Source organism: Neobacillus drentensis (genome assembly GCF_036965245.1).
Lineage (GTDB): Bacteria > Bacillota > Bacilli > Bacillales > Cytobacillaceae > Neobacillus > Neobacillus drentensis_G.
This window is the reverse complement of the sequence record NZ_JBALPG010000018.1, coordinates 18,589-40,610: the sequence shown is the minus strand read 5'-3', so window position 1 is coordinate 40,610 and position 22,022 is coordinate 18,589. Positions and strand designations below refer to the sequence as shown.

The 22,022-nt window shown below is 38.2% G+C and carries 18 protein-coding genes and 2 other annotated features; of the genes, 16 read left to right on the top strand and 2 right to left on the bottom strand.

Annotated elements, in window-relative coordinates; genetic code table 11:
* Positions 1 to 22 precede the first annotated feature (22 nt).
* From V7150_RS05335 to V7150_RS05285, 11 genes are all read left to right on the top strand, one after another.
* A complete protein-coding gene (locus V7150_RS05335) occupies positions 23 to 517 on the top strand; it encodes a PH domain-containing protein (protein WP_335514508.1) in 495 nt (164 codons plus the stop codon).
* Complete coding sequence (locus tag V7150_RS05330; protein ID WP_335514504.1) at positions 514 to 2,001, top strand: PH domain-containing protein; 1,488 nt, start codon at positions 514 to 516, stop codon at positions 1,999 to 2,001. The genes V7150_RS05335 and V7150_RS05330 overlap by 4 nt, the downstream gene beginning before the upstream one ends.
* Before the next feature lie 209 nt (positions 2,002 to 2,210).
* Entirely contained in the window at positions 2,211 to 2,636 is a 426-nt protein-coding gene (locus V7150_RS05325) for a DMT family transporter (protein ID WP_335514501.1), read from the top strand.
* Between the two features lie 52 nt (positions 2,637 to 2,688).
* Positions 2,689 to 3,384, top strand: coding sequence for a Crp/Fnr family transcriptional regulator (locus V7150_RS05320; RefSeq protein ID WP_335514498.1), 696 nt, complete (start codon positions 2,689 to 2,691; stop codon positions 3,382 to 3,384).
* Positions 3,385 to 3,435: 51 nt separating this feature from the next.
* Positions 3,436 to 3,903 (top strand): DMT family transporter, encoded by a 468-nt coding sequence (locus V7150_RS05315; protein ID WP_335514495.1) that lies wholly within the window; start codon positions 3,436 to 3,438, stop codon positions 3,901 to 3,903.
* A 55-nt stretch (positions 3,904 to 3,958) separates the two neighbouring features.
* Positions 3,959 to 4,645 carry a YjjG family noncanonical pyrimidine nucleotidase gene (locus tag V7150_RS05310; RefSeq protein WP_335514492.1) on the top strand — a complete coding sequence of 229 codons (687 nt, stop codon included), beginning with the start codon at positions 3,959 to 3,961 and terminating at the stop codon, positions 4,643 to 4,645.
* A gap of 98 nt (positions 4,646 to 4,743) precedes the next feature.
* The gene (locus tag V7150_RS05305; protein ID WP_335514489.1) at positions 4,744 to 5,130 is read left to right on the top strand and encodes an FxsA family protein; all 387 of its coding nucleotides are present in this window, start codon (positions 4,744 to 4,746) and stop codon (positions 5,128 to 5,130) included.
* A gap of 261 nt (positions 5,131 to 5,391) precedes the next feature.
* On the top strand, positions 5,392 to 5,898 hold the full coding sequence (locus V7150_RS05300) for a DUF1648 domain-containing protein (RefSeq protein WP_335514487.1): 507 nt from the start codon (positions 5,392 to 5,394) through the stop codon (positions 5,896 to 5,898).
* 70 nt (positions 5,899 to 5,968) lie between these two features.
* Positions 5,969 to 6,221, top strand: a binding site (T-box leader).
* 47 nt (positions 6,222 to 6,268) lie between these two features.
* Entirely contained in the window at positions 6,269 to 7,903 is a 1,635-nt protein-coding gene (gene metG / locus V7150_RS05295; RefSeq protein WP_335514482.1) for a methionine--tRNA ligase, read from the top strand.
* 344 nt (positions 7,904 to 8,247) lie between these two features.
* Positions 8,248 to 9,096: a MerR family transcriptional regulator gene (locus V7150_RS05290; protein ID WP_335514480.1), complete on the top strand. Its 849-nt coding sequence runs from the start codon at positions 8,248 to 8,250 to the stop codon at positions 9,094 to 9,096.
* Between the two features lie 94 nt (positions 9,097 to 9,190).
* Entirely contained in the window at positions 9,191 to 10,222 is a 1,032-nt protein-coding gene (locus V7150_RS05285) for an NAD(P)H-dependent amine dehydrogenase family protein (RefSeq protein ID WP_335514476.1), read from the top strand.
* 428 nt (positions 10,223 to 10,650) lie between these two features.
* On the opposite strand, the gene ileS is transcribed toward V7150_RS05285, so the two are convergent.
* Entirely contained in the window at positions 10,651 to 13,746 is a 3,096-nt protein-coding gene (ileS, locus tag V7150_RS05280; protein ID WP_335514473.1) for an isoleucine--tRNA ligase, read from the bottom strand.
* Between the two features lie 56 nt (positions 13,747 to 13,802).
* Positions 13,803 to 14,041, bottom strand: a binding site (T-box leader).
* Between the two features lie 193 nt (positions 14,042 to 14,234).
* Here ileS and V7150_RS05275 point away from each other — a divergent pair.
* The 3 genes from V7150_RS05275 to V7150_RS05265 all read left to right on the top strand — a co-directional run bounded on the left by V7150_RS05275 (position 14,235) and on the right by V7150_RS05265 (position 17,938).
* The gene (locus tag V7150_RS05275; protein WP_335514470.1) at positions 14,235 to 15,227 is read left to right on the top strand and encodes a glutaminase; all 993 of its coding nucleotides are present in this window, start codon (positions 14,235 to 14,237) and stop codon (positions 15,225 to 15,227) included.
* A gap of 340 nt (positions 15,228 to 15,567) precedes the next feature.
* Positions 15,568 to 17,016 carry a PLP-dependent aminotransferase family protein gene (locus tag V7150_RS05270; protein ID WP_335514467.1) on the top strand — a complete coding sequence of 483 codons (1,449 nt, stop codon included), beginning with the start codon at positions 15,568 to 15,570 and terminating at the stop codon, positions 17,014 to 17,016.
* Between the two features lie 4 nt (positions 17,017 to 17,020).
* Positions 17,021 to 17,938, top strand: a complete 918-nt coding sequence (locus tag V7150_RS05265) for a D-alanine--D-alanine ligase (RefSeq protein ID WP_335514465.1) — start codon at positions 17,021 to 17,023, stop codon at positions 17,936 to 17,938.
* 354 nt (positions 17,939 to 18,292) lie between these two features.
* Here the strand turns inward: V7150_RS05265 and V7150_RS05260 are convergent, their stop codons facing one another.
* The gene (locus V7150_RS05260) at positions 18,293 to 19,042 is read right to left on the bottom strand and encodes a glucose 1-dehydrogenase (protein ID WP_335514463.1); all 750 of its coding nucleotides are present in this window, start codon (positions 19,040 to 19,042) and stop codon (positions 18,293 to 18,295) included.
* A gap of 279 nt (positions 19,043 to 19,321) precedes the next feature.
* Here V7150_RS05260 and V7150_RS05255 point away from each other — a divergent pair, with 279 nt between their 5' ends.
* Together V7150_RS05255 and V7150_RS05250 are read left to right on the top strand one after the other, a co-directional pair.
* Entirely contained in the window at positions 19,322 to 20,491 is a 1,170-nt protein-coding gene (locus tag V7150_RS05255) for an amino acid deaminase/aldolase (RefSeq protein ID WP_335514461.1), read from the top strand.
* Positions 20,491 to 21,792: a D-arabinono-1,4-lactone oxidase gene (locus tag V7150_RS05250; protein ID WP_420490255.1), complete on the top strand. Its 1,302-nt coding sequence runs from the start codon at positions 20,491 to 20,493 to the stop codon at positions 21,790 to 21,792. The genes V7150_RS05255 and V7150_RS05250 overlap by 1 nt, the downstream gene beginning before the upstream one ends.
* Positions 21,793 to 22,022 lie beyond the last annotated feature (230 nt).

Genomic DNA, 22,022 nt, shown 5'->3' with positions numbered 1-22,022 from the left:
CTAAAGACAGAAGGTGATTTTTATGTATCCTCAAATGAATGAACCTCAAAAACGATTATCTAAGGATGCGGTGAAAGTATGGATTATAAGTGAAACGATTTTGAATGTAATTGGATTCATTATCCTTGGGATTTTACTCTATCTGGACTATCGTTTTTCATGGAAAGAATGGATTGGCTGGATTATAAAGGGACTGCTCCCAATCGCTGTGTTAGGTGCAGTCTGGTCATGGATTAGTCCGTTTTTACTTTATAAAAATTGGCGTTATGATGTCGATGAAGAGTTTTTGCAATTAAAATCAGGTGTAGTAAATGAAACGCATCAACTTGTCCCAATGACCAAAATACAATCAGTAGCAACCAAACAAGGGCCGCTGCTCAGAAAATATAGGCTTTGCTCTGTTTCCATTGAAACGATGGGCTCCTCTCACACAATACCTGCCCTTCCGAAAGAGATTGCCATTGAGTTAAGGAACCAAATTGCTCATTATGCAAAAATTAAGGAAGTGGAGTCATGACAAAAGTAAAACGGTACCACCCACTTCTTATGCTTTTTGATCTATGGCAGCTACTAAAGAACATTTTTTTCATTTTTATTTTTTTGTTTGTAATCAAGGCAGGTTCACAATCACTCTTTATTACATATGGCAGGCTGCTTTTTTTTATAGTTTGTGGACTATCGTTTATTTACATTACTTTAAAATGGTTCACCCATAAATATGCGCTCGATGATCGGTGTTTTTATCTTTACAAAGGAATTTTCAGCAAATCGGAGCGGACTATTCCATTTTCAAAAATTCAAAATGTTAACAGTCATACCTCTCTATTTCATCGGATGTTTAATGTGACTTCCATCAGCTTTGAAACAGGAATGCCAGGTGAAGAAGCCGCTGTTAAATACGAAGTAGTTTCCAAAAAAGAAGCAGAGCGAATGGAAGAATATATAGCAAGTGTCGTACGCGAAGATGCTATGAATCTGAATCCTTCGGAAATGGCTGTGGAAAAGGAAGATTCCAACCGAACCATTCATTTTAAGCCAATGAAAAAGGATATCTTAAAAGCCAGCTTTACTTCTTTAAGCTTTCTCCTCTTCATCCCTTTACTGCTTTCTTTTTATTCCAAAGTGGATGATATCTTTCATGTGGTGGAACAAACAAAGGGGATTTTTTTCTCTATCATCGGTTCTTGGTGGATTGTTACAACCATCGTAATTGTTCTCATCATAGCTTCTGTGGGTTTCGGAATCGCGCGGACATTTTTAAAATATGGAAAGTATGAAATTTCCTCCGACCAAGATCGCATTTACATTACAAAAGGCGTCCTCGATGAAACGGCCTTTTCCATTGCAAAAGAAAAAGTGCAAGCAATTGAAATAAAACAGTCCATTCTGAAAAGATTGCTAGGCTTTGCTGAAGTGAAACTGACTAGTGCTGGGAGCTTAAGTTTAGGGGAAGAGACACATGAAATTAATTCACTGTATCCTTTCCTTCCGGTCGGGCGTGCCTATGATATGGTATCGGAAATTTTACCTGCTTATGAAGTTACACAAAAGATGAAGCGCCTCCCTAAAAAATCATTATGGGTTCGCGTGTTTAGCCCAAGTTGGATATGGATGATAGCATCTGCTGCTCTGTATTATTTTAAGCCAGCTGTTTTAGGAATAGAGCAAGCATGGTGGATTATATCGGCTGCTCTGTTAATGGTGATCGTTGCAGCAAGATGGTTAGATTTCTTACATACCCAATATATTTTGAATGATCGTTTTATTCAACTCAAAACAGGCAGTCTGACCACATCTTTATTTGTTTCCAAACGAGATAAAGTGATTGAAGTAAAAGTAACCCGGAATATTTTTCAAAAGTGGATAGGCCTTGCCTCAATAGAGACGATTAATCGAGCAAAACCGATACAGCATAATGGGATTAAGGATGTGCCAGTAGAATTTGCTGGATTGTTTTACAAGTGGTATATAGGACGCAGAAAGGAAATTGAAATTGAATAAAAATGGTAACCATTTTGTCTACCAATGGTATACACGAGAAAGTGTTAACTAACTAATCGATTGACAAAAATTGCGAATTTCGTAGTCAGTCCTCTGCTGCATGAAAGTGGCGGGGGGCTGACCTTTTTTTGCGTGAAGGACATATGTCCTTCCTTAAACTATGTTTATATCTTTTAATAAAAGAGAGATCTAAACTAGGAGGAGAAACTGTGAAAGGGAGTTTATTTGCATTTTTAGGCGGGGCTTTTATTACCCTGCAAGGTGTAGTGATTACCAGGATTAGCCAAGATATTGGTACTTGGCAGGCGGCGGTGATTACCCATTTAACCGGATTCCTATTGGCTTTATTTATTCTAATGTTTGTTCGGGACGGAAATTGGCAAAGGCTTAAGCAAGTGAAACCGTTATATTTGACTGGCGGGGCCTTAGGGGCGGTTATTATTTTTAGTAATGTTACCGCTATTCAGCATACAGGTGTTACACTGACCGTATCTGCTATGTTAATAGCCCAGTTGTGTCTGACATTTATTATTGATAGTACCGGATGGTTTGGAGTTGTGAAACAGAAGATGAGACTGCCACAGTTCATCGGGATCGGAATGATGATTGCTGGTGTGGTAATCCTAAAGTTCTAAGAGTACGAATATTCTAGATTGAGACTGTGCCAGGCTGGAGGAGAAATTGGTAATGAAAAAAATGAAAGATCAGGAGCAAATAGATCAATATATACAGGCCTATCAAATTGAATCGATATTCAATGAACCGTTACTGCCATATTTAGAGCTGTACAGCTTTGAGCAAGGGGAACTTATTTGTTCCCAAGGTGACCCTTCACAGTATCTATATGTACTTGTTAAAGGAAAAATTAAAATCTCTACCACCTCTCCAGAAGGCAAAACACTTATCCTCTCATTTAAAACACCTCTTGAAGTGATTGGGGATGTTGAATACGTACGGGGTATTGATTTTATCAATACGGTTGAGGCCGTATCGTCTGTCATGATGATCGGTATACACTATCGTTGGTTGGAAAATTACGGAAAGGACCATTCGCCGCTGCTGCAATTTTTGCTAGACATCATTACAAAAAAGTTTACCATTAAATCTACTTCTTTGAGCTTCAATTTGATGTATCCGGTGGAAGTGCGATTGGCTAGTTATCTTTTGTCTGTCTCCTTTGATGAATCTGATTCATTATGTAATGGTCAACTAAGTATTAGTATAAAAGATGCAGCAAATTTAATTGGAACCAGTTATCGGCATCTAAATCGCGTCATCGCACAGTTCTGTAAAGAGGGTCTGGTTGAGCGGAACAATGGTTTTATCCTTGTTAAGGACAGGGAAGGATTAAGTGCAATTGCAGGTCATAATATCTACGAATAAACTCATTCATTGCACTATGCTAGTAAGCACTAGATAAAGGGAGTAAAGATTATGATTCTAGGAATAGTATTCGCGATTATCGCAGGTTCGCTTGTAAGTATGCAAAATATTTTTAACAGTAAGGTCAATGAACATGAAGGAACTTGGACAACGACTTCATTAGTATTAGGCTTGGGTTTTCTATCTTCACTGATTATAGGCTTAATTTTTGAAGGAAAATATTTATTTATCTTGGAAAACATGAAGCCTTGGTACTGGTTCGCCGGTATAATCGGAGTAGGCGTAGTAACCTGTGTGGTGCAGGGGATAAGGCATCTTGGTCCAACCTATGCCATTTCCATTGTTTTGACATCACAACTAGGTTTTGCCCTATTGTTGGATTCGCTAGGGTGGCTAGGGCTTGATAAAGTTCCGTTTACTTCCAAGCAATTGATCGGTGTACTGGTCATAGTCGGCGGTATTATTGTATTTAAAATAGGCGGTAAAAGTGAGAACCAGGTGCCGGCTAAGACGATCTAAAATAGTTTTCACGGTTTCATATCGTAATACAAAAGCAGAGTATGGGGAGAGCATTATGAAGAAATATCGGACTTTATTATTTGATGTAGATGATACATTATTGGATTTTACTGCAGCAGAAAAGGAAGCGCTGCGCATGCTTTTTGAGGAGAAAGGTATGCCCTTAACTACTGAAATGGAATCCCATTATAAAAAGATCAATCATGGCCTCTGGAAGTCTTTTGAAGAAGGAAAAATTGGTCGTGATGAGGTAGTGAATACGCGTTTTTCACTATTATTTAAGGAATACGGTCAAGTAGTGGATGGGGCATTATTGGAAAAAAGCTATCGCAGTTACTTAGAAGATGGACATCAGCTTGTGAATGGAGCATTTGAATTAATAACAGACCTGCAACATCAATATGACTTATATATTGTGACAAATGGGGTTTCCAAGACACAAGATAAGCGCTTGCGTGCGTCAGGATTACATCCAATCTTTAAAGGTATTTTTGTATCCGAGGATACAGGCTATCAAAAGCCAATGAAGGAGTATTTTGATTATGTCTTTGCCCGAATTCCTAACTTTTCTGCGAAGCAAACATTAATTATTGGAGATTCCTTAAGCTCGGATATTAAAGGCGGGCACCAAGCGGGGCTAGACACATGTTGGTTCAACCCCGATAAAAAAACAAATGACACGGAGATTGTTCCAACGTATCAAATCCACCAGCTTGATGAACTGTATCGAATAATTGGATAACCATGAGAATAGGGAATATTAATTAATAATCAAGGAATTTTCAATAAAACAGTTATACCTGTATAATGAAATCAAACTGATTAGAAGGAGATCTCTCTATGCGGTATTTAATTATCTTGTTTATTGCTATTCCTGCAGCAGAAATAGGTTTACTCCTCTTTTCCGGAAAAACAATTGGAGTTTGGCCGACAATACTTCTCATTATTTTGACTGGCGTAATTGGAGCATATTTAGCGAAAAGAGAAGGCTTGCAAACGATTCGGAAGGCTCAGGAGCAGCTAAGAAATGGTGAAATTCCAGGTGAGGCTGTATTAGATGGCATATGTATATTAATTGGCGGAATCCTTTTGCTATTACCGGGTTTTATTACCGACATTAGCGGCTTTTTATTGCTTTTCCCCCCAACAAGACGACTATTTAAATTCCTAATGATTAATTCTATTCGAAAAAAGATTAAAAGAGGCAATATAAAAATAATAAAATGAAAAAACGTCAATCTTCTTGGAAGTTGGCGTTTTTTTATTAACAATCAGTACACCGTTACACCATCTAAATGCTCCTGGGATATTTGAATCGTTGTACGTCTATATGAGAAACACAGTATATTTTAGATAGGTATAGATTAATGAAAGGATCAACCATAACTGTAAAAAATAATTTATAATGGAATTATATTCATAATTGGGTAAATCCATAACGAAAGAAATATTTAGTTCTTGAAAACTGTTTAAGGAAGGAAAATGATTATGTCAAATTATTGGGGTAGGCCTAAATTAAAAATTCCAAAGTCAAAGAGTGAATGGATATGGGATTTTATCGGATATTTATGTTATTTTGGATCGATCATTGTTTTACTTTATGTTTGGAGAACACTTCCGGATGAAGTGCCTGCCCATTACAATGCTGCAGGTGAGGTGGATCGTTTGGGATCAAAAGGGGAACTTTTTATATTACCTGTTGTGGGGGTATTCATTGCTCTTTTTATGACTGTTTTAGAAAAATTCCCTGATGTACATAATTATCCTAAACGATTTAATGAATCGAACGCGGAACAGTTTTATTTAAATAGCCGAAAACTTGTTAATCAGATAAAAAATATCTGTCTCATACTTTTTTCGCTCATCTTAATTGAATCTATTTCCATTGCTTTAGGCTGGGGTTTCAGGTTTGGAATATGGTTTTTACCGATCACGATTATTGGCACTGTTATTCCAATAGTTTTTGGAATACTTAAGATGAAAAGGATTAAATAATCGAAGCATAAGAACCGTCCCGTTGCTTCCCCTTTGCATATACTATATAATTGTTCATATAATTTTGAAATTAAAGGCTTTGATAAGGAAAAGTAAATTGGGTGGTATTTGATAGAGAGCTTCTGATGGTGGAAATGAAGTAAATGAACCCTTTTGAAAATGACCTTTGAGCTTCGTACCGAACGCTAAGAGCAAGTAGGCTGCGACGGGAATGGCACTCGTTATTACAGCAACAGTATCTCTTAAAAAGACGTACTGATGGAGGCAGATAGTGTGAGCTATTTGTAAATGTAGGTGGTAACGCGAGTAACCTCGCCCTAATCGTAATGATTAGGGCGTTTTTTTATTTTATTTTTGAGAGGAATACAAAATGACAATTGTAATCGGAGGGGCATGGCCATATGCCAATGGATCGTTACATCTGGGTCATATTGCGGCATTATTGCCAGGAGATATTTTAGCAAGGTATTACAGACAAAAAGGTGAAAAAGTTCTTTACGTTTCAGGAAGTGACTGTAATGGCACACCGATCTCGATTCGGGCTAATCAAGAACATACCACAACAGAGAAAATCGCCAACCGTTACCATGAGGAGTTTACTGAGTGTTTTAGAAAGTTAGGATTTACCTATAATCTTTACACAAGAACGGATGCCAAGCATCATCATGAATCCGTGCAAAACATCTTTTTAAAACTATTGGAAAATGGTTATTTATATCCGAAAAAGATTGAGCAAGCGTATTGTGATCACGACAAGCAGTTTCTGCCGGATCGTTTTGTAGAGGGGATTTGTCCTAATTGTGGGGCAAAGGCGAGAGGAGATCAATGTGATAATTGTTCAAAAATTCTCGACCCGCTTGATTTACTTGAAAAACGCTGTAAAATTTGCGGAAATGAGCCAATTATTAAGGAAACGGAGCATTTTTATTTTGCCTTTAGCCAATTTCAAAAGGAGTTAGAAGACTTCATCAATAAAGCGGATGAGGATCATCGCTGGCGGGAAAATGCTGTGGCGTTAACGAAAAGATACTTGCAAGAAGGCGTTCCAGATAGAGCCGTTACACGAGACTTGCCAAATGGTGTGGATGTTCCAGTTGCAGGATTTAAAGGGAAGAAAATTTATGTTTGGATCGAAGCAGTTTCGGGATATTTGACGGCCAGTTTAGAATGGGCTAAACAAAATGGTGAAAGTATTGAACAGTTATGGAATGAAGATACAGTTTCTTATTATGTACACGGGAAGGATAATATCCCATTCCATACGGTTATTTGGCCCGCTATCCTAATGGGGATTAAAAGCAATGCTTTACCGACACATATTATTTCGAATGAATATTTGACACTGGAGAAAAGAAAGTTATCAACGAGCCAAAATTGGGCGGTCTGGGTCCCATACATGTTAAGCAAATATGATCCGGATTCTATTCGCTACTTCTTAACAATCAATGCTCCAGAAAATCGCGATACCGATTTCTCATGGCGTGAATTTATTTATAGTCACAATGGTGAGCTGCTTGGGGCATATGGAAATTTCGTTAATCGCACGTTAAAGTTTATTGAAAAATCGTTTGGTGGCAGAATACCGCAAGTTGAAGTAGAAACGCAGATTAAGGAAAATACAATCGAACTTTTCAACACTTCAGGAGACTTAATTGAAAATGGGCATTTTAAAAAAGCGATAGAGGGAATTTTCCAATATATTCGTGGTGTAAACCGTTATTTTGATGAACAACAACCTTGGATTCAAATAAAGGATAATCCTATTAAGGGCGATGTTACGTTAGCAACGTGTACGTATATCATTTCGAATTTAGCCCAATTACTGCAGCCGTTTTTGCCCTTTTCCTCAGAAAAAATTCGAAAAATGTTAGGCATCTTAACGGTTGAATGGCATGAACAATCACAACTGCCATGTAAAATTGAGTCCGTTTTACCATTGTTTGATCGCTTAGATATTCATTTGATTGAAGAAGAATATAATCATTTGGTTAATTCATCTAAATGAGAATTAATATCCACGCCGGCTGAACTTCCCCATAAAAACAAATCAAACGATTGATTAAACCGCTGGAGGCGTTGGTATATCTGGCATTTCAAAACTAAACAAACGATTGCTTAAAATTACAGGAACTAAATGAAGAAGTATTATCGTGATAAGAGCACCTACATTATTACTTGTAGATGCTTTAAAGTGTTTGAAAATAGTAACATTCAAATAGATGGAAATATTATTCGACTAAGCCAGTTTTAGGGATTAAAATAAAGCTGTACATGTTTAATACATCATGAAATTTACTTACCAGAGTCTTTGTATTTGTTTTGATAAAACAATAAAAAGAGGTCCTAAATATGCTAGAAAAGATTTCAATTGGGAAAATGGCGAAACTGAATAATGTTTCGGTTCAAACCTTACATCATTATGATAAAATAGGGCTTCTATCACCAAGCTACACTGATCCAATAACAAACTATCGATATTACAGTATTAAGCAGTGTGCAAGTCTTGATTTTATAAAGTATCTAAAGTATATGGGTTTTACACTGCAAGAAATGTTGGAGTTTTTTACCAAAGAGGATGCTAAGTCTATTTCTAAGCTACTAGATGAACAAATTCATTTGATTGGTCAAAAGATGAATGATCTGACGCAAATGAAAAGAACACTAGAGGTAGCATCTAAAAACTATAAAACATATATGCAAATTCAAAATATGGGCATAATTGAGCGAATAGTTCTTCCTGAAAGAAAAATATATTGCTATGACGGTAAAAAAAATATTTATGAAGACCATTTAGAAACCTATGAATATATTTTAAGAGAGTTAAGGAATCAGGCACTTATTCATCAGTTTCCAACTTCGTATTTTTGCAATGTTGGCTCCATTACACGTATGGAAACGATTAAGCAGAGGAAGCTTACATCTACAGAAATTTTTATGCTTGTTGATGCTCATTTTTCCGAAATACAAGGGATTGAGATTCTTCCCGCTCAAGAATACGTAACGATTTACTGCGATCAATTTTCGAATGAGCAGGATTATGCATTTAAATTAATCGATTATATAGAGGAGCACAAACTAGAAATTGCAGGAGATTATATTTGTGAGGTTATTATTGAACTGCCTGAGTGGACACATGCAGAACGCCATATGATTATGAAGCTGCAAATTCCCGTAAAAAAAATCTCTAACAACGCTTGACCCTATTGTTACAATAGGGTTTACGATATAACTATAGAATTCTATAAAGCATATTATCATGTGAAATACCGAGCAAACAATGGAGGGATTAATGATGCTAGAAAAAGTTCGTGTTATTCAATATGGTTGTGGAAAAATGGGTATGGTTAGCTTGCGTTATCTGTATGAAAAGGGTGCAGAAATTGTTGGAGCTATTGATGCAAATCCGGCTCTTATTGGTAAGGATATTGGTGAGGTAGCTGGATTAGGTGTTAAGCTAAATATCCCTGTTAGAAGTGATGCTGAGCAAGTATTCAATGAAACGGATGCAGATGTATGTATCATTATGACGAAAAGTTTAATGACAGATACGCTAGATGCTTTTGAATTAGCTGCTCGTCATGGAGTAAATGCCATTACTACTTGCGAAGAAGCCTTTTATCCATGGACAACTTCTCCTGAAATTACGAATCGTTTAGACCGATTAGCCAAAGAGCATAATTGTACGTTAACAGGATCTGGCTATCAGGATGTTTTCTGGGGCAACTTAATCACAACTTTAGCTGGTGCTACACATAATATTGTTCGTATCGAGGGTGAATCTAGCTATAATGTCGAACATTACGGAATTGCTCTCGCCGAGGTGCATGGAGCAGGCTTATCATTAGCAGAGTTTGAAGAACAAATTGCTAGCAATAATGATCTCCCATCCTTTATGAGAAATTCAAATGAATGGTTATGCTCACAATTTGGCTGGACCATTAAATCTCAGGATCAGAAATTGGTGCCAATGACACATGATACAGATTTATATTCAGAAACATTAGGGAAAACAATTCCTGCTGGTCATGCGACAGGAATGTCAGCTGTGGTAACGACTGTAACTCATCAAGGGCCGGTAATTGTAAGTGAATGTATCGGTAAGGTGTATGCTGAAGGTGAGAAGGATTGTAATGATTGGGTGATTCAAGGCGAGCCGGAAACATTAGTGAAAATCTCTAATCCGGCAACGGTAGAATTAACATGTGCAACAATTGTTAACCGGATCCCTGATTTAATTCAAGCTGCTCCAGGCTTCTACACAACTGAAAAAATGCCGACAGCAAGCTATCGTACATATCCACTTCATTTTTATTTGAATAAATAAGAATATAGGGGCTGTCCCAAAAGTTGATGAAAATCGATTTTTGAGGACAGCCTTCATTTTTTAAGAAGCAAGGGGACGGTTCTCCTGCTTCACTATAAGAGGCATAAGAACCGCCCCAAAAAACTAACCAAACGTTTAATTAAATCACTGAAGGCGTTGGTATATCTGGCATTCTAAAACTAACCAAACGATTGATTAAATCTTTAGAGCCATAGCAGTGTCTGGTTAAAAAAACAAATCAAACGTTTGATTAAAATGCTAGAAGAGTTGCCATGACTGTCAGATCAACACTAAACAAACGATTGTTTAAATTACTGGAACCAAATAAAGATGTACCTAATCAAGTACAAAGTTTTTTGAGTTAAAAAAGCACTGCGAACAGTTCACAACATATAACTGTTTGCAGTGCCTCTTTTTTATGCGATAAATTAATACCTCAAAGAGACCTTTACTATCTCATCTCCAAATTTTACTTCAAAAAACTGTTCGCCATCATTTAACTTGCCAAGGCTAATCTGGTGAACAAGCACATTTTCCTTGATCAGTTCCTCAAAGCGTTGAATGATTTCTTTACTCTCTTCCGTTGTTGAAATATCGAGTGATATATACATCTCAACAGGTAAATCTAATTTTTTTCGAGTATCTTGAACCGCCCTGATTAATTCTCTAACTTGACCTTCCTCCACCAATAATGGTGTGAGTTTTAAATCTAATAGTACTTTTAACTGCTGATCTCCCGCCATCTCGAAGCCAGATGAAACGATATATTCGACATTTATATGCTCTTTCAATAATGTTACCTTTTGTCCATTTACAGCGATTTCAAGTTGACCATCTTCTAATAATGACTTTTTCTCACTATCTGGCATTTGATCGACATAGTCTTTCGCAGCATTAACCAGCTTGCCAAACGCCGCTCCTGCCGTTTTGAAGTTTAATTTAAAGACAGTCGCTTCGTATTGTGATAAATCCTTTGTAAAAATAACATTTTTAACATTTAGCTCTTCTTTCATAATGTTAGTATAGGCCTGTAAAAGCCGTTTTCCATCATTGCACCATACAATCATTTGCTGCAAAGGCTGCTTAACCTTCATGCCTGAAGCATTGCGAATACTGCGGCCAAGCTCCACTATTTTTAGGATTGTTTGCATGTCTTCTTCTAAATCAGGATGAATCATGGAGTCGTTAGCTTTGGGATAGTCCTGTAAATGAACACTATCTTGATGCAGCATCAAATGGATATCTTCTGCCACATATGGAACAAATGGAGCCAGCAAACGGCTGATTGTCGAAAGTGTTTCAAATAATGTTGAATAAGCACCTCGTTTATCGTCCGAAAGTCCGGATGCCCAAAATCGGTTTCTTGAGCGTCGGACATACCAATTGCTCAATTCATGGACTAACGCTGCAATCTCACGTGTTGCTTGTGTAAATTGATAACGATCCATAAAGTCTACAACCAGCTTGACTGTGCTATTTAGTCGTGAGAGGATCCAATCATCCAAGATTGTTTTCGTACCAGTCTGCTTTGGATCATAGACAAAACCATCTATTTTCGCGTACATGGCATAAAACTTATACGTATTATCCAGCGTATCCACCAATTTTGATTTTGCATCCTGGACTATCTTTTTCGAAAAGCGTTTTGGATTCCATGGCGAGCTATCGATTAAGAAGGCCCAGCGCAGTGCATCCGCACCGTATTCCCTTATGAGTTCATCGGGATCTAACGCATTGCCTTTGCTTTTAGACATTTTGTGACCATGCTCATCAAGTACGTGTCCAAGTGATAAAACGTTTTTGTACGGTGATTTACCGGTAAATAGGGTAGAAACAGCAAGCAGACTGTAGAAAAATCCTCTCGTCTGGTCAATCCCTTCAATAACGACATCGGCAGGGAATTGTGATGAAAATGTTTCTTTATCTCCAAATGGATAGTGATACTGAGCAAATGGCATCGAGCCGCTATCAAACCACACATCAATGACTTCGGGCGTTCGTTGCATGACCCCGTTACATTTCGGACAGCTGCACTGTACGTCATCAATATAGGGCTTATGCAGCTCGATCTCATTTGATACTGGCGTTGCTGCTAGGGTTTGTAGTTCCTTGATACTGCCGGGAGACACTTCATGATGACAATCAGTACATATCCAAACATTTAAAGGTGTTCCCCAGTAGCGATTTCTGCTTATATTCCAATCAACGAGATTTTCAAGAAAATTCCCGAACCGTCCCTCTTTTATATGGTCTGGATACCAAGTAACGGTGGCATTATTCGCCAGCATTTGCTCCTTTAGGGCTGACATCCTGATAAACCAGCTATCCGTTGCGTAATAAAGTAATGGCGAGTCACATCTCCAGCAGTGCGGGTAGCTGTGCTCATATTTTTCTTTATGAAAAAGCGTTCCTTTTTCTGAAAGCATTTTAATAATCTCGACGTCACAGTCCTTGACAAATCTCCCTGTTAGATCAGAAACGTCTGCTGTGTAACGTCCTTGTTGATCAACAACATTGATAAAAGATAAATCATGTTGCTTAACTGTTTTATAATCATCTTCACCGTAAGCTGGGGCAATGTGAACAATCCCTGTTCCACTCGCTTCAGTGACGTAATCTGCCAAAACGACATGATGTCCTTTCTCGACAGCCACATAATGGAATGGGGCATCATACTGTATTCCTGCAAATTCGCTGCCACTATGTTCACTTAACACCATGACCTGGTCACCGAGGACTTTTTCTACTAATGATTTGGCAACAATATACACTACATTCTCTTTTTGGGCACGGACATATGTCAATGTTGGATTCATCGCTAGTGCAACGTTTGCTGGCAATGTCCAAGGTGTTGTTGTCCACCCTAAGAAATATTCTTCGTCCGCATCAAGCCGTTTAAATTTTACGGTAGCCGATAAATCCTTCACATCTTTATAGCCTTGTGCGACCTCGTGGGAACTTAAAGAAGTTTGGCAGCTCGGGCAGTATGGCGATACACGATGCCCTTTATACAACAGACCATCTTTATGAACTTTGCTTAATATATTCCATACACTTTCGATATACTCATTGCTTAATGTCATATAAGGACTGTCCATATCTACCCAATAACCTAACTCTTCCGTAAAGGAGCGCCATTTCTTCTCATAGGTAAACACACTCTCCTTACATTTATTGATAAAAGGCTCCACACCAAACCGTTCTATCTCTTGTTTTCCAGATATCCCTAGCTGTTTTTCAACACCTAGCTCGACCGGCAGACCATGTGTATCCCAGCCAGCCTTTCTTTCTACATGAAATCCCTGCATGGTTTTGTAACGCGCGACCACATCTTTGATTGTTCTCCCAAAGGCATGACCTACATGGGGAAGACCATTTGCAGTTGGCGGTCCTTCGTAAAGAACAAAAGGTGTCTTATCTTTTCTTAATTGAACAGACTGTTTAAATGTATTATTTTCTGTCCAAAAGTGACGGATATTCTCCTCCCGCTGTACAACCGGTTCCTTCCTTTCATTCACTTTCATCGATATCGCTCCTATTCAAAAATGGTTTAAAAACATACAAAAAACCCCGTCCCATGTAAAGGGACGGGGTTAACCGCGATACCACCCTAATTCTATTGATCCGCTCAATAGCACTTAGCAACGTACAATCATACGTGTTCCTTTTAACGGTAGACGCCCGGTTAGACTTACTATAAGTTTCAGCCTAACTTCTCAGAGAGGATTTTCACGTAACACTCGAACACTGACTTGCACCAAAATGTCAGCTCTCTGTGGATCAAGACGAAACGATACTTTTTCTCATCAACGAATTTGTATGCTTTTATTGGGATAAATTGTAACAGACATAAAAATGATTGTCAAAGTGTTTTTGAAAAATAAATTATTTTGTACGCTTTTTTTAGAATTCCTGTGAGTCATCATAATCCATTTGCTTTTCATGCAGAAAGGATTATAAGCTAGAAGGAGGAAATATATCTAGGTTTCTAAAAGGTGGGGTGTTGAGAAAGATGGAAAATACAACAAAAACTACTAAAGCTCGAAACGAGGACCAATATATAAAATTAGTGGATGAATGGGTATCGCATTATCGCTCATTTACTAAGAAGGGAAGAAATGCGGCGTACATTCCTGCGTTGGAAAAAGCGAACTCATCACATTTAGGTATATGTATCATAGGACCAGATGGGACAATGATTAAATCTGGTGATTGGAATGTTACGTTTACCTTGCAAAGTATTTCCAAAGTGATTAGCTTTATCGCAGTGTGCTTGCACTATGGAATTCCTTATGTATTAGAAAGAGTAGACTTAGAACCAACTGGTGATCCCTTTAATTCCATTGTTCGTTTGGAAATGCATAAACCTGGAAAGCCTTTTAATCCCATGATTAATACTGGAGCCATTACAGTTTCTTCACTTCTTCCGGGAGATACTGCGCACGATAAATTAGAACCGATCTATTTATTAATGGAGAAAATGATCGGAAAACGTCCAACATTTAATGAGGAAGTATTCCAGTCAGAATGGCAAACGGCCTATCGAAATAAAGCGATTGCTAATTATTTGAAAGAGACGGGTTTTTTAGAAGGGGACGTTGAACTAGCATTAGAGGTTTATTTGAAGCATTGTTCAATCGAAGTAAATACCGAAGACATTGCATTAATCGGCTTAGTCCTTGCTTATGATGGCTACCATCCAATCCGAAAAGAGCAAGTTCTTCCTAAAGAATTAGCTAGGATAGCCAAAAGTTTAATGTTAACCTGTGGTATTTATAATGCTTCAGGAAAATTTGCTGCCTTTATCGGCCTGCCAGCAAAGAGCGGAGTATCCGGTGGAATTATGGCAAGCGTTCCCAATCGTGTTAGAACCGAAGAATCCCCGTTTATGGAGGGATGTGGAATTGGAATTTATGGTCCAGCCGTTGATGACTATGGGAGCAGTGTAGCCGGTTTAATGTTACTAAAACAAATATCCAATAGCTGGGATTTAAGCATTTTCTAGGGACAGGGGGACAGGCTCCTTGTCCCGCTTTAAGTTGTTACTAGTTGACTCCGGTGTTGTACTGGAGTCTTTCTATTTATGCAAATTTCTCTTCTCTAAAAATTAATTAAACGTTTGTTTTAATTCTTATGGCTCTTGGCATGATTGGTATACAAAAACTAACCAAACGCTTGATCAAATGGCTGAACCTGTTAATATGCCTGACGTACAAAAATTAATTTAAATTAAATGTTTGATTAAATCCTTCGGCACCCTACCACAAGACCGGAAAATTACATATGGCGTGGACCTTTTGGAATCATTCCAAACCTGTAAAAATGTTAGAAAGGGGATAAAAGCAATGTTTAACGATTTTAAGCTTATAGAAGGCCGTCCTGTCTATATTCAACTGAAGGAATATCTGAAAAGAATGATTACAAACGGGCACTTGCTCGAGAATCAAAAGCTTCCATCCACTCGTGAACTCAGCTCGTTACTATCGATAAGCCGAAATACAGTTCTAACAGCTTATGCCGATTTGGAACAGGAAGGTCTTATCTACGCGGTAAAAGGAAAAGGAAACTTTGTCAGTCATGTGGAGACCTTGAAATCCGCATCGATCCAATTGAATTGGACAGAAAAAATCAATGAGCAGACCTATTTGGCAGATGAATTGGACCTAATGAAGCATGGAGTACGTTGGAATCATGATATGATCTCCTTTAATAGTATCGCCCCCGATGAAAAGCTTTTTGATGTAGAGAATTTTAAAAGAGCTTTCTTAAATCGGATGTCCATTGAAGGAGACATTGTTCTTAATTATGGATATGCCAAAGGCTATAAACCACTGATCAAATACTTGCTTCATTATATGGAAATTAAAGGTGTTGACATTAGAAATAAAGATATTTTGATTACCAATGGATTCACGGAAGGCTTAGATCTCCTTTTATCCTCTATAAATAAAAAGCACGGACGGATTATTTGTGAAAATCCAACCCATCATACGGCGTTAAAACTGTTTCGATTACATGGTTTTGATATTGATGGAATTGAGATGGATGATGACGGTATCGATGTTTCTAAGCTTGAATCGTTTTTATCAAAAAAGGAATATGATTTTGCCTACTTAATCCCGTCTTATCATAATCCAACTGGAATCGTTACGTCTTCAAAGAAAAGGAAGGAGATCATGGATCTTTTTTCTGCCTATCAACTACCTATCGTTGAAGATGGATTTAATGAAGAATTACGGTATTCAGGATCACATCTTGCACCGTTGGCTGCCTTTGCAGGAATCGGCAACAATGTAATTTATATTAGCAGTTTCTCTAAAATTCTTTTTCCCGGCTTACGAGTTGGGTGGATTTTAGCAGACAAGGATTTGATTTATTACTTGGAAAGTATGAAAAGAGCTCGTACTATTCATACGTCTACATTAGATCAAGCAGTGTTATTCCAATATTTAAATGACGGCTGCTTTGAGAAATATCTAAAAAAAGCTAAATCAGTTTATAAGAAAAAATATGAATTAGCTGTTCATACTTGCCAACAAGCCATTCCTTATAAACGAATGACTGGTGACGGCGGACTTCATCTTTTTTTAGAACTAGAAAATAACATCGATTCACGAAGTCTTTTAGAAAAATGCTATCAAAAGGGTGTTGTTTTTTTGCCAGGTGATGTTTTTTACACGGACGGTAGTGGAAAGGACACATTGCGGTTAGGATTTTCCAGGCTGAAGGAAAGAGAGATTACTCAGGGAATTAAAATCATAGGTGACATATTAAGAATTGATTTTGGAGGCTAAGAAAATGAAAGTTGGCGTAATTATGGGAGGCGTTTCCTCCGAAAAACAAGTTTCGCTCATGACAGGTGAAGAAATGATTGCGAATTTAAATAAAGATAAATATGAAATTGTACCAATCCAAATAGATGACAAAGAAGATCTGGTAGATAAGGTGAAAAATCTCGATGTTGCATTACTTGCGCTTCATGGGAAGTACGGTGAAGACGGCACCATTCAAGGTACCCTTGAAACCCTTGGTATTCCTTATACAGGGAGCGGGGTACTGTCTAGCAGCTTGTGCATGGATAAGAATATCTCAAAAAAAATTATCCGTTATGAAGGAGTGCAAACACCGAATTGGATTCACCTTACGAATATAGAAGAACTTAACTTGGATGAAATTGACAAGATGGGTTACCCAGTAGTGGTGAAACCTAATTCGGGCGGGTCAAGTGTAGGAGTAAAAATTGTTTATGATCAAGATACGATAGTGTCTTCAATTGCTGAAGTATTCAAATGGGATCCTGAAGTAATCATTGAAAAGTATGTAAAAGGTGAAGAAATCACTTGTCCTATTATAGATGGAAAGCTCTTACCCATTGTTTCCATTCGGCATAAGGGAGAGTTTTTTGATTATACGTCCAAATATAATGATGTGGCTACGATTGAAGAGGTAATCCAGCTTCCGCCTGAAACACATGACAAAGTTGCTTTTGCTGCAATGACCTGCTATAAATCACTGAAATGTAGTGTTTATGCCCGGATCGACATGATGATTAGAAACGGTATCCCCTATGTCATGGAGGTTAATTCATTGCCTGGGATGACGAAGAATAGCTTGCTGCCGAAAAGTGCTGAATCAGCCGGGATTCCTTATGGTGAATTGCTTGACTTGATTATTGAAAACTCATTAAAAGTGAGAGCGATGGAAGGGAATAAATAGAGATTTTAAAGAATACGAGGACGAAAAGGGCATCTTCTTATTTAACGAAGGTGCCCTTTCAGCGAGGAAGCATAGTGACGGCTCGTCGCAATTTCTTTTAAAAAAAAGTCTGTGGTTATGGAAAGGCCGCTGAATTATCTCCAAAAACTAATCAAACATTTGATTAAATAGCTGGACCAATTGGTATGACTGGCATACATGAACTAATCAAACGTTTGATTAAAAGGTAATCTGATTGATTAGGCAAGATCCTTGTCCCGTTTAAGATATGTCTTGTTGACTCCAGAATTGTACTAGAGTCAACCTGTTCGTACTCCATTTGTTATCGTGTACTTTGTACTCCGTTTATTGCTTCTACTCCTCATAGATCATTTTCCGTGTCATTCCACCGTCTACGACAAGGTTAATGCCTGTAACAAAGTCATTCTCTTTGGCTGTTAAATATAGACAGGCACGTGCAATATCCGCTGGTTTGCCTACTCGTTTTGATAGATGCTGTTCATGATCCATTTTGCCTAATTTGGTATAATCACCTGTTTCAATCCAACCGGGGGAAATGGCATTAACCATAATCTTATCATTGCTTAATGAAGCTGCAAGCGCATGTGTAATGGCAACGATTCCACCTTTTGTGGCAGCATACGATTCTGAACTGGGCTCAGACATGATGGCTCTTGTGGAGGCAATATTTACAATCGATCCACCTTCATCATTATGACGCATATATTTTGCTGCTTCACGTGACCCCAAGAAAACACTTCTTAAGTTTGTGTTAATCACGTTATCCCACTCATCTACCGTTAGTTCGTATGGAGACTTGAATAATGCTTTTCCTGCATTATTGATTAAAATATTTATCTGACCATATGTTTGATATGCTGTTTCCATTAACCGGATGATATCCGTTTCCAGTCTTACATCTGTTTGTACGAAAAGTGCTTTCCCGCCCTGTTCTTTTATCGAACTAGCTGTTTGAGAGCCTGCATTTTCATCAATATCTGCTAAAACGACATTGGCACCTTTTTCTGCATAAAGTAATGCAATTCCTTTTCCAATTCCATTTCCAGCCCCTGTTATGATCACAGTTTTATTAGAAAAATCCATTGTATTTACACATCCTTTATATTTTTTAAGATATCACAAAAAAGGAGCATGAGAAAACAAGTCCCAATAACATGCAAAGCTGTCGGTCCCCCGTTACGTTAAAGTGATGGAGGACTGACACTTTAAGTTTAATTATTTTTACGAACAGCGCCAGGCACCATTTTTGTTCTTTGTTAAAATTCTGAATTTTATAAAAATAACTTTCATCTATTTTGCATTATGGTTTATTATTTAGTAAAAGCTCTTTTTCTAAAATCTAAATGTGAGTTGATGTCATTGATGTTAAAAAACGTAGCTAGAGATGTATCTCTTCCAGCCTTAATTTTAGATGTACATGCTTTTGATGATAACTGCAAGAAAATTGCTGAAATGGCAAATGGAAAAAGTATTAGAATTGCAACCAAATCAATTCGGTCTGTTCCTGTTTTAAAACGGGTTTTTCAATCAAATTCCATTTTCAAAGGCTTAATGTGCTTTAGTCCGAATGAGGCCATCTTTCTTGCGGAAAAAGGCTTTGATGATATTTTGCTCGGTTATCCTTGCTGGGATGAGGGAGCACTCATTCAAATAGCCCAATTTAATGGTAATGGAACACAAATCACGTGTATGGTCGATTCATCAGAACACATTGATCATCTAAAAGAGATAGCCGAAAAGGTAAATGGAATGTTCTATCTCTGCATTGATGTTGATATGAGCACAAAGTTTGGCAGCCTGCATTTTGGTGTAAGACGCTCTCCGTTGAAAAATGAAGAGGATGTTATCCAGCTTGCATTAAAAATAAAACAGTCTCCAAGGATAAAGCTTCTGGGAATCATGGGCTATGAAGCGCAAATTGCCGGAGTAGGTGACAAGATGCCCGCACAGCATCTAAAAAATCCTGTTATCGCTTTTATGAAAAGGAAATCAATAACTGAAATCAAAGTGAGAAGGAAGACAATTGTTCAAGCCCTCGAGAGGGAAGGGCTGCAGTTGGCATTTGTGAATGGAGGCGGGACCGGGAGCCTTGATTCAACATCTAAAGAAGAAATTGTCACGGAGCTTACAGCCGGGTCAGGATTCTATTCCCCGCTGCTGTTTGATTACTATCGGAACTTTCGGCTTAAACCTAGCTTATTTTTCGCTCTTCCTGTTGTCAGAAAGCCAGCTCCAAATATATATACTTGTCTTGGCGGAGGTTATGTTTCATCCGGACCACATGGTAAGGAGAAAGTCCCTCAGCCCGTTTACCCATCAGGGGGCAAGCTGTTGCCGTTTGAGGGAGCAGGAGAAGTGCAAACACCGGTTTATTATGAAAAGGAAGCACTTGAAATTGGAGATGCAATTATTTTCCGGGCTGCTAAAGCCGGAGAAATTTGTGAGCGTTTTAATGAAATCGTTTGTTTGGCTGACCAGCAAATCGTAGACCGTTATCATACTTACCGGGGGGAAGGTAAATGTTTTCTATGATCAAGACAGTAAAAGGAATAACGTGGAAAAACTGGGCGCGTACATGTGAGAGTACTCCAGAAAAAATCCTGTATCCATCCTCTATAGAGGAGGTTTCTTCGATCGTAAAAGAAGCTTCTAAGCAAAAGAAGACGATCAGAGTAGTCGGAGCTGGGCATTCATTTACTAGTTTAGTGAAAACAGAAGAGTGGCTAGTTTCGCTTGATTCTTTGAGCGGGATTGAACAGTTTGATGAAGAAAATAGTATGGTAACTGTTTTAGGAGGTACCAGGTTATTTCAATTAGGAGAAGCACTTGGTCGTGCCGGATATGCCCAAGAAAACCTAGGGGATATAAATGTCCAAAGCATAGCTGGAGCCATTTCGACGGGAACCCATGGCACGGGACTGGAGTTTGGTAATCTTTCAACCCAGGTAATGGAGTTATCACTTGTAACTGCATATGGGGAAATTCTCACAATCTCTGAGAAACAAAACCCTCACTATTTCAAAGCTTGTCTCGTTTCGCTAGGGGGTCTCGGAATTATCGTCAAAGTCAAACTAAAAATGATAAAAAGTCTTGTGTACGAATATAGAAGCGAGAAGGTTAATTATTCGCAGTTCGAACAACAGCTCGATCACTACATCGCAGCAAACCGCCATTTCGAATTTTATTTATTTCCTTTTTCAGATATCGTCCAAATTAAAACAATGAACATCTCAGATCGAAAGCCTCAGAGTTTGTCGTTCCACCATTTTAATAATCTTTTCTTAGAAAACTATTTGTTTTTCATCCTCTCAGAGATCTGCCGATTGTTTCCAAAGAGCAGCCGCTCTATCAGCAGGCTATCCGCTAAGGCTGTAGGAAGCACAGCTATTGCAGCAAATAGTTATGAGCTCTTTGCTACTCCAAGATTAGTTAAATTCAGGGAAATAGAATACTGTATTCCACTTTATCATTTCAAGTCGGCGCTTCAAGAGATTCGAAAATGCATTGAAGCAAAGCAGCACCAAGTACATTTTCCAATAGAATGCAGGACTGTCAAGGCAGATGACATTTGGCTCAGTCCATCCTACCAAAGGGATTCCGCTTATATCGCCTTCCATATGTACAAAGGTATGCCCTATGAAGAGTATTTTCAGGATATGGAATCAATAATGAAGAAATACGAGGGAAGACCGCATTGGGGGAAAATGCACAACCAAAGCAAAGAAGAATTACTATCCCTCTATCCAAAACTCCCAGAATTCCTAACAATAAGAAACGAATTAGACCCACAAGGCATCTTCCTAAACGACTACATGAAAAGACTATGGATATGATGGTAATGGTGTCAGGCACCGTTCGTGGACATTTTGCGTTTTTGTCCGCCTCCAGTGGACAGGATGGGAGGGCACTTCCTTCGAGTTGAAGCCAAAACCTAATCAAACGTTTGATTGAATCGTCGTACATACCAATTGCTCAATTCATCAACCAATATGGCAATCTCGAAGCAGTAGGCGATTGTTCCTTTTTACAAGACCTTAGATTGATGGTTAGGGAGAAAGAGGAA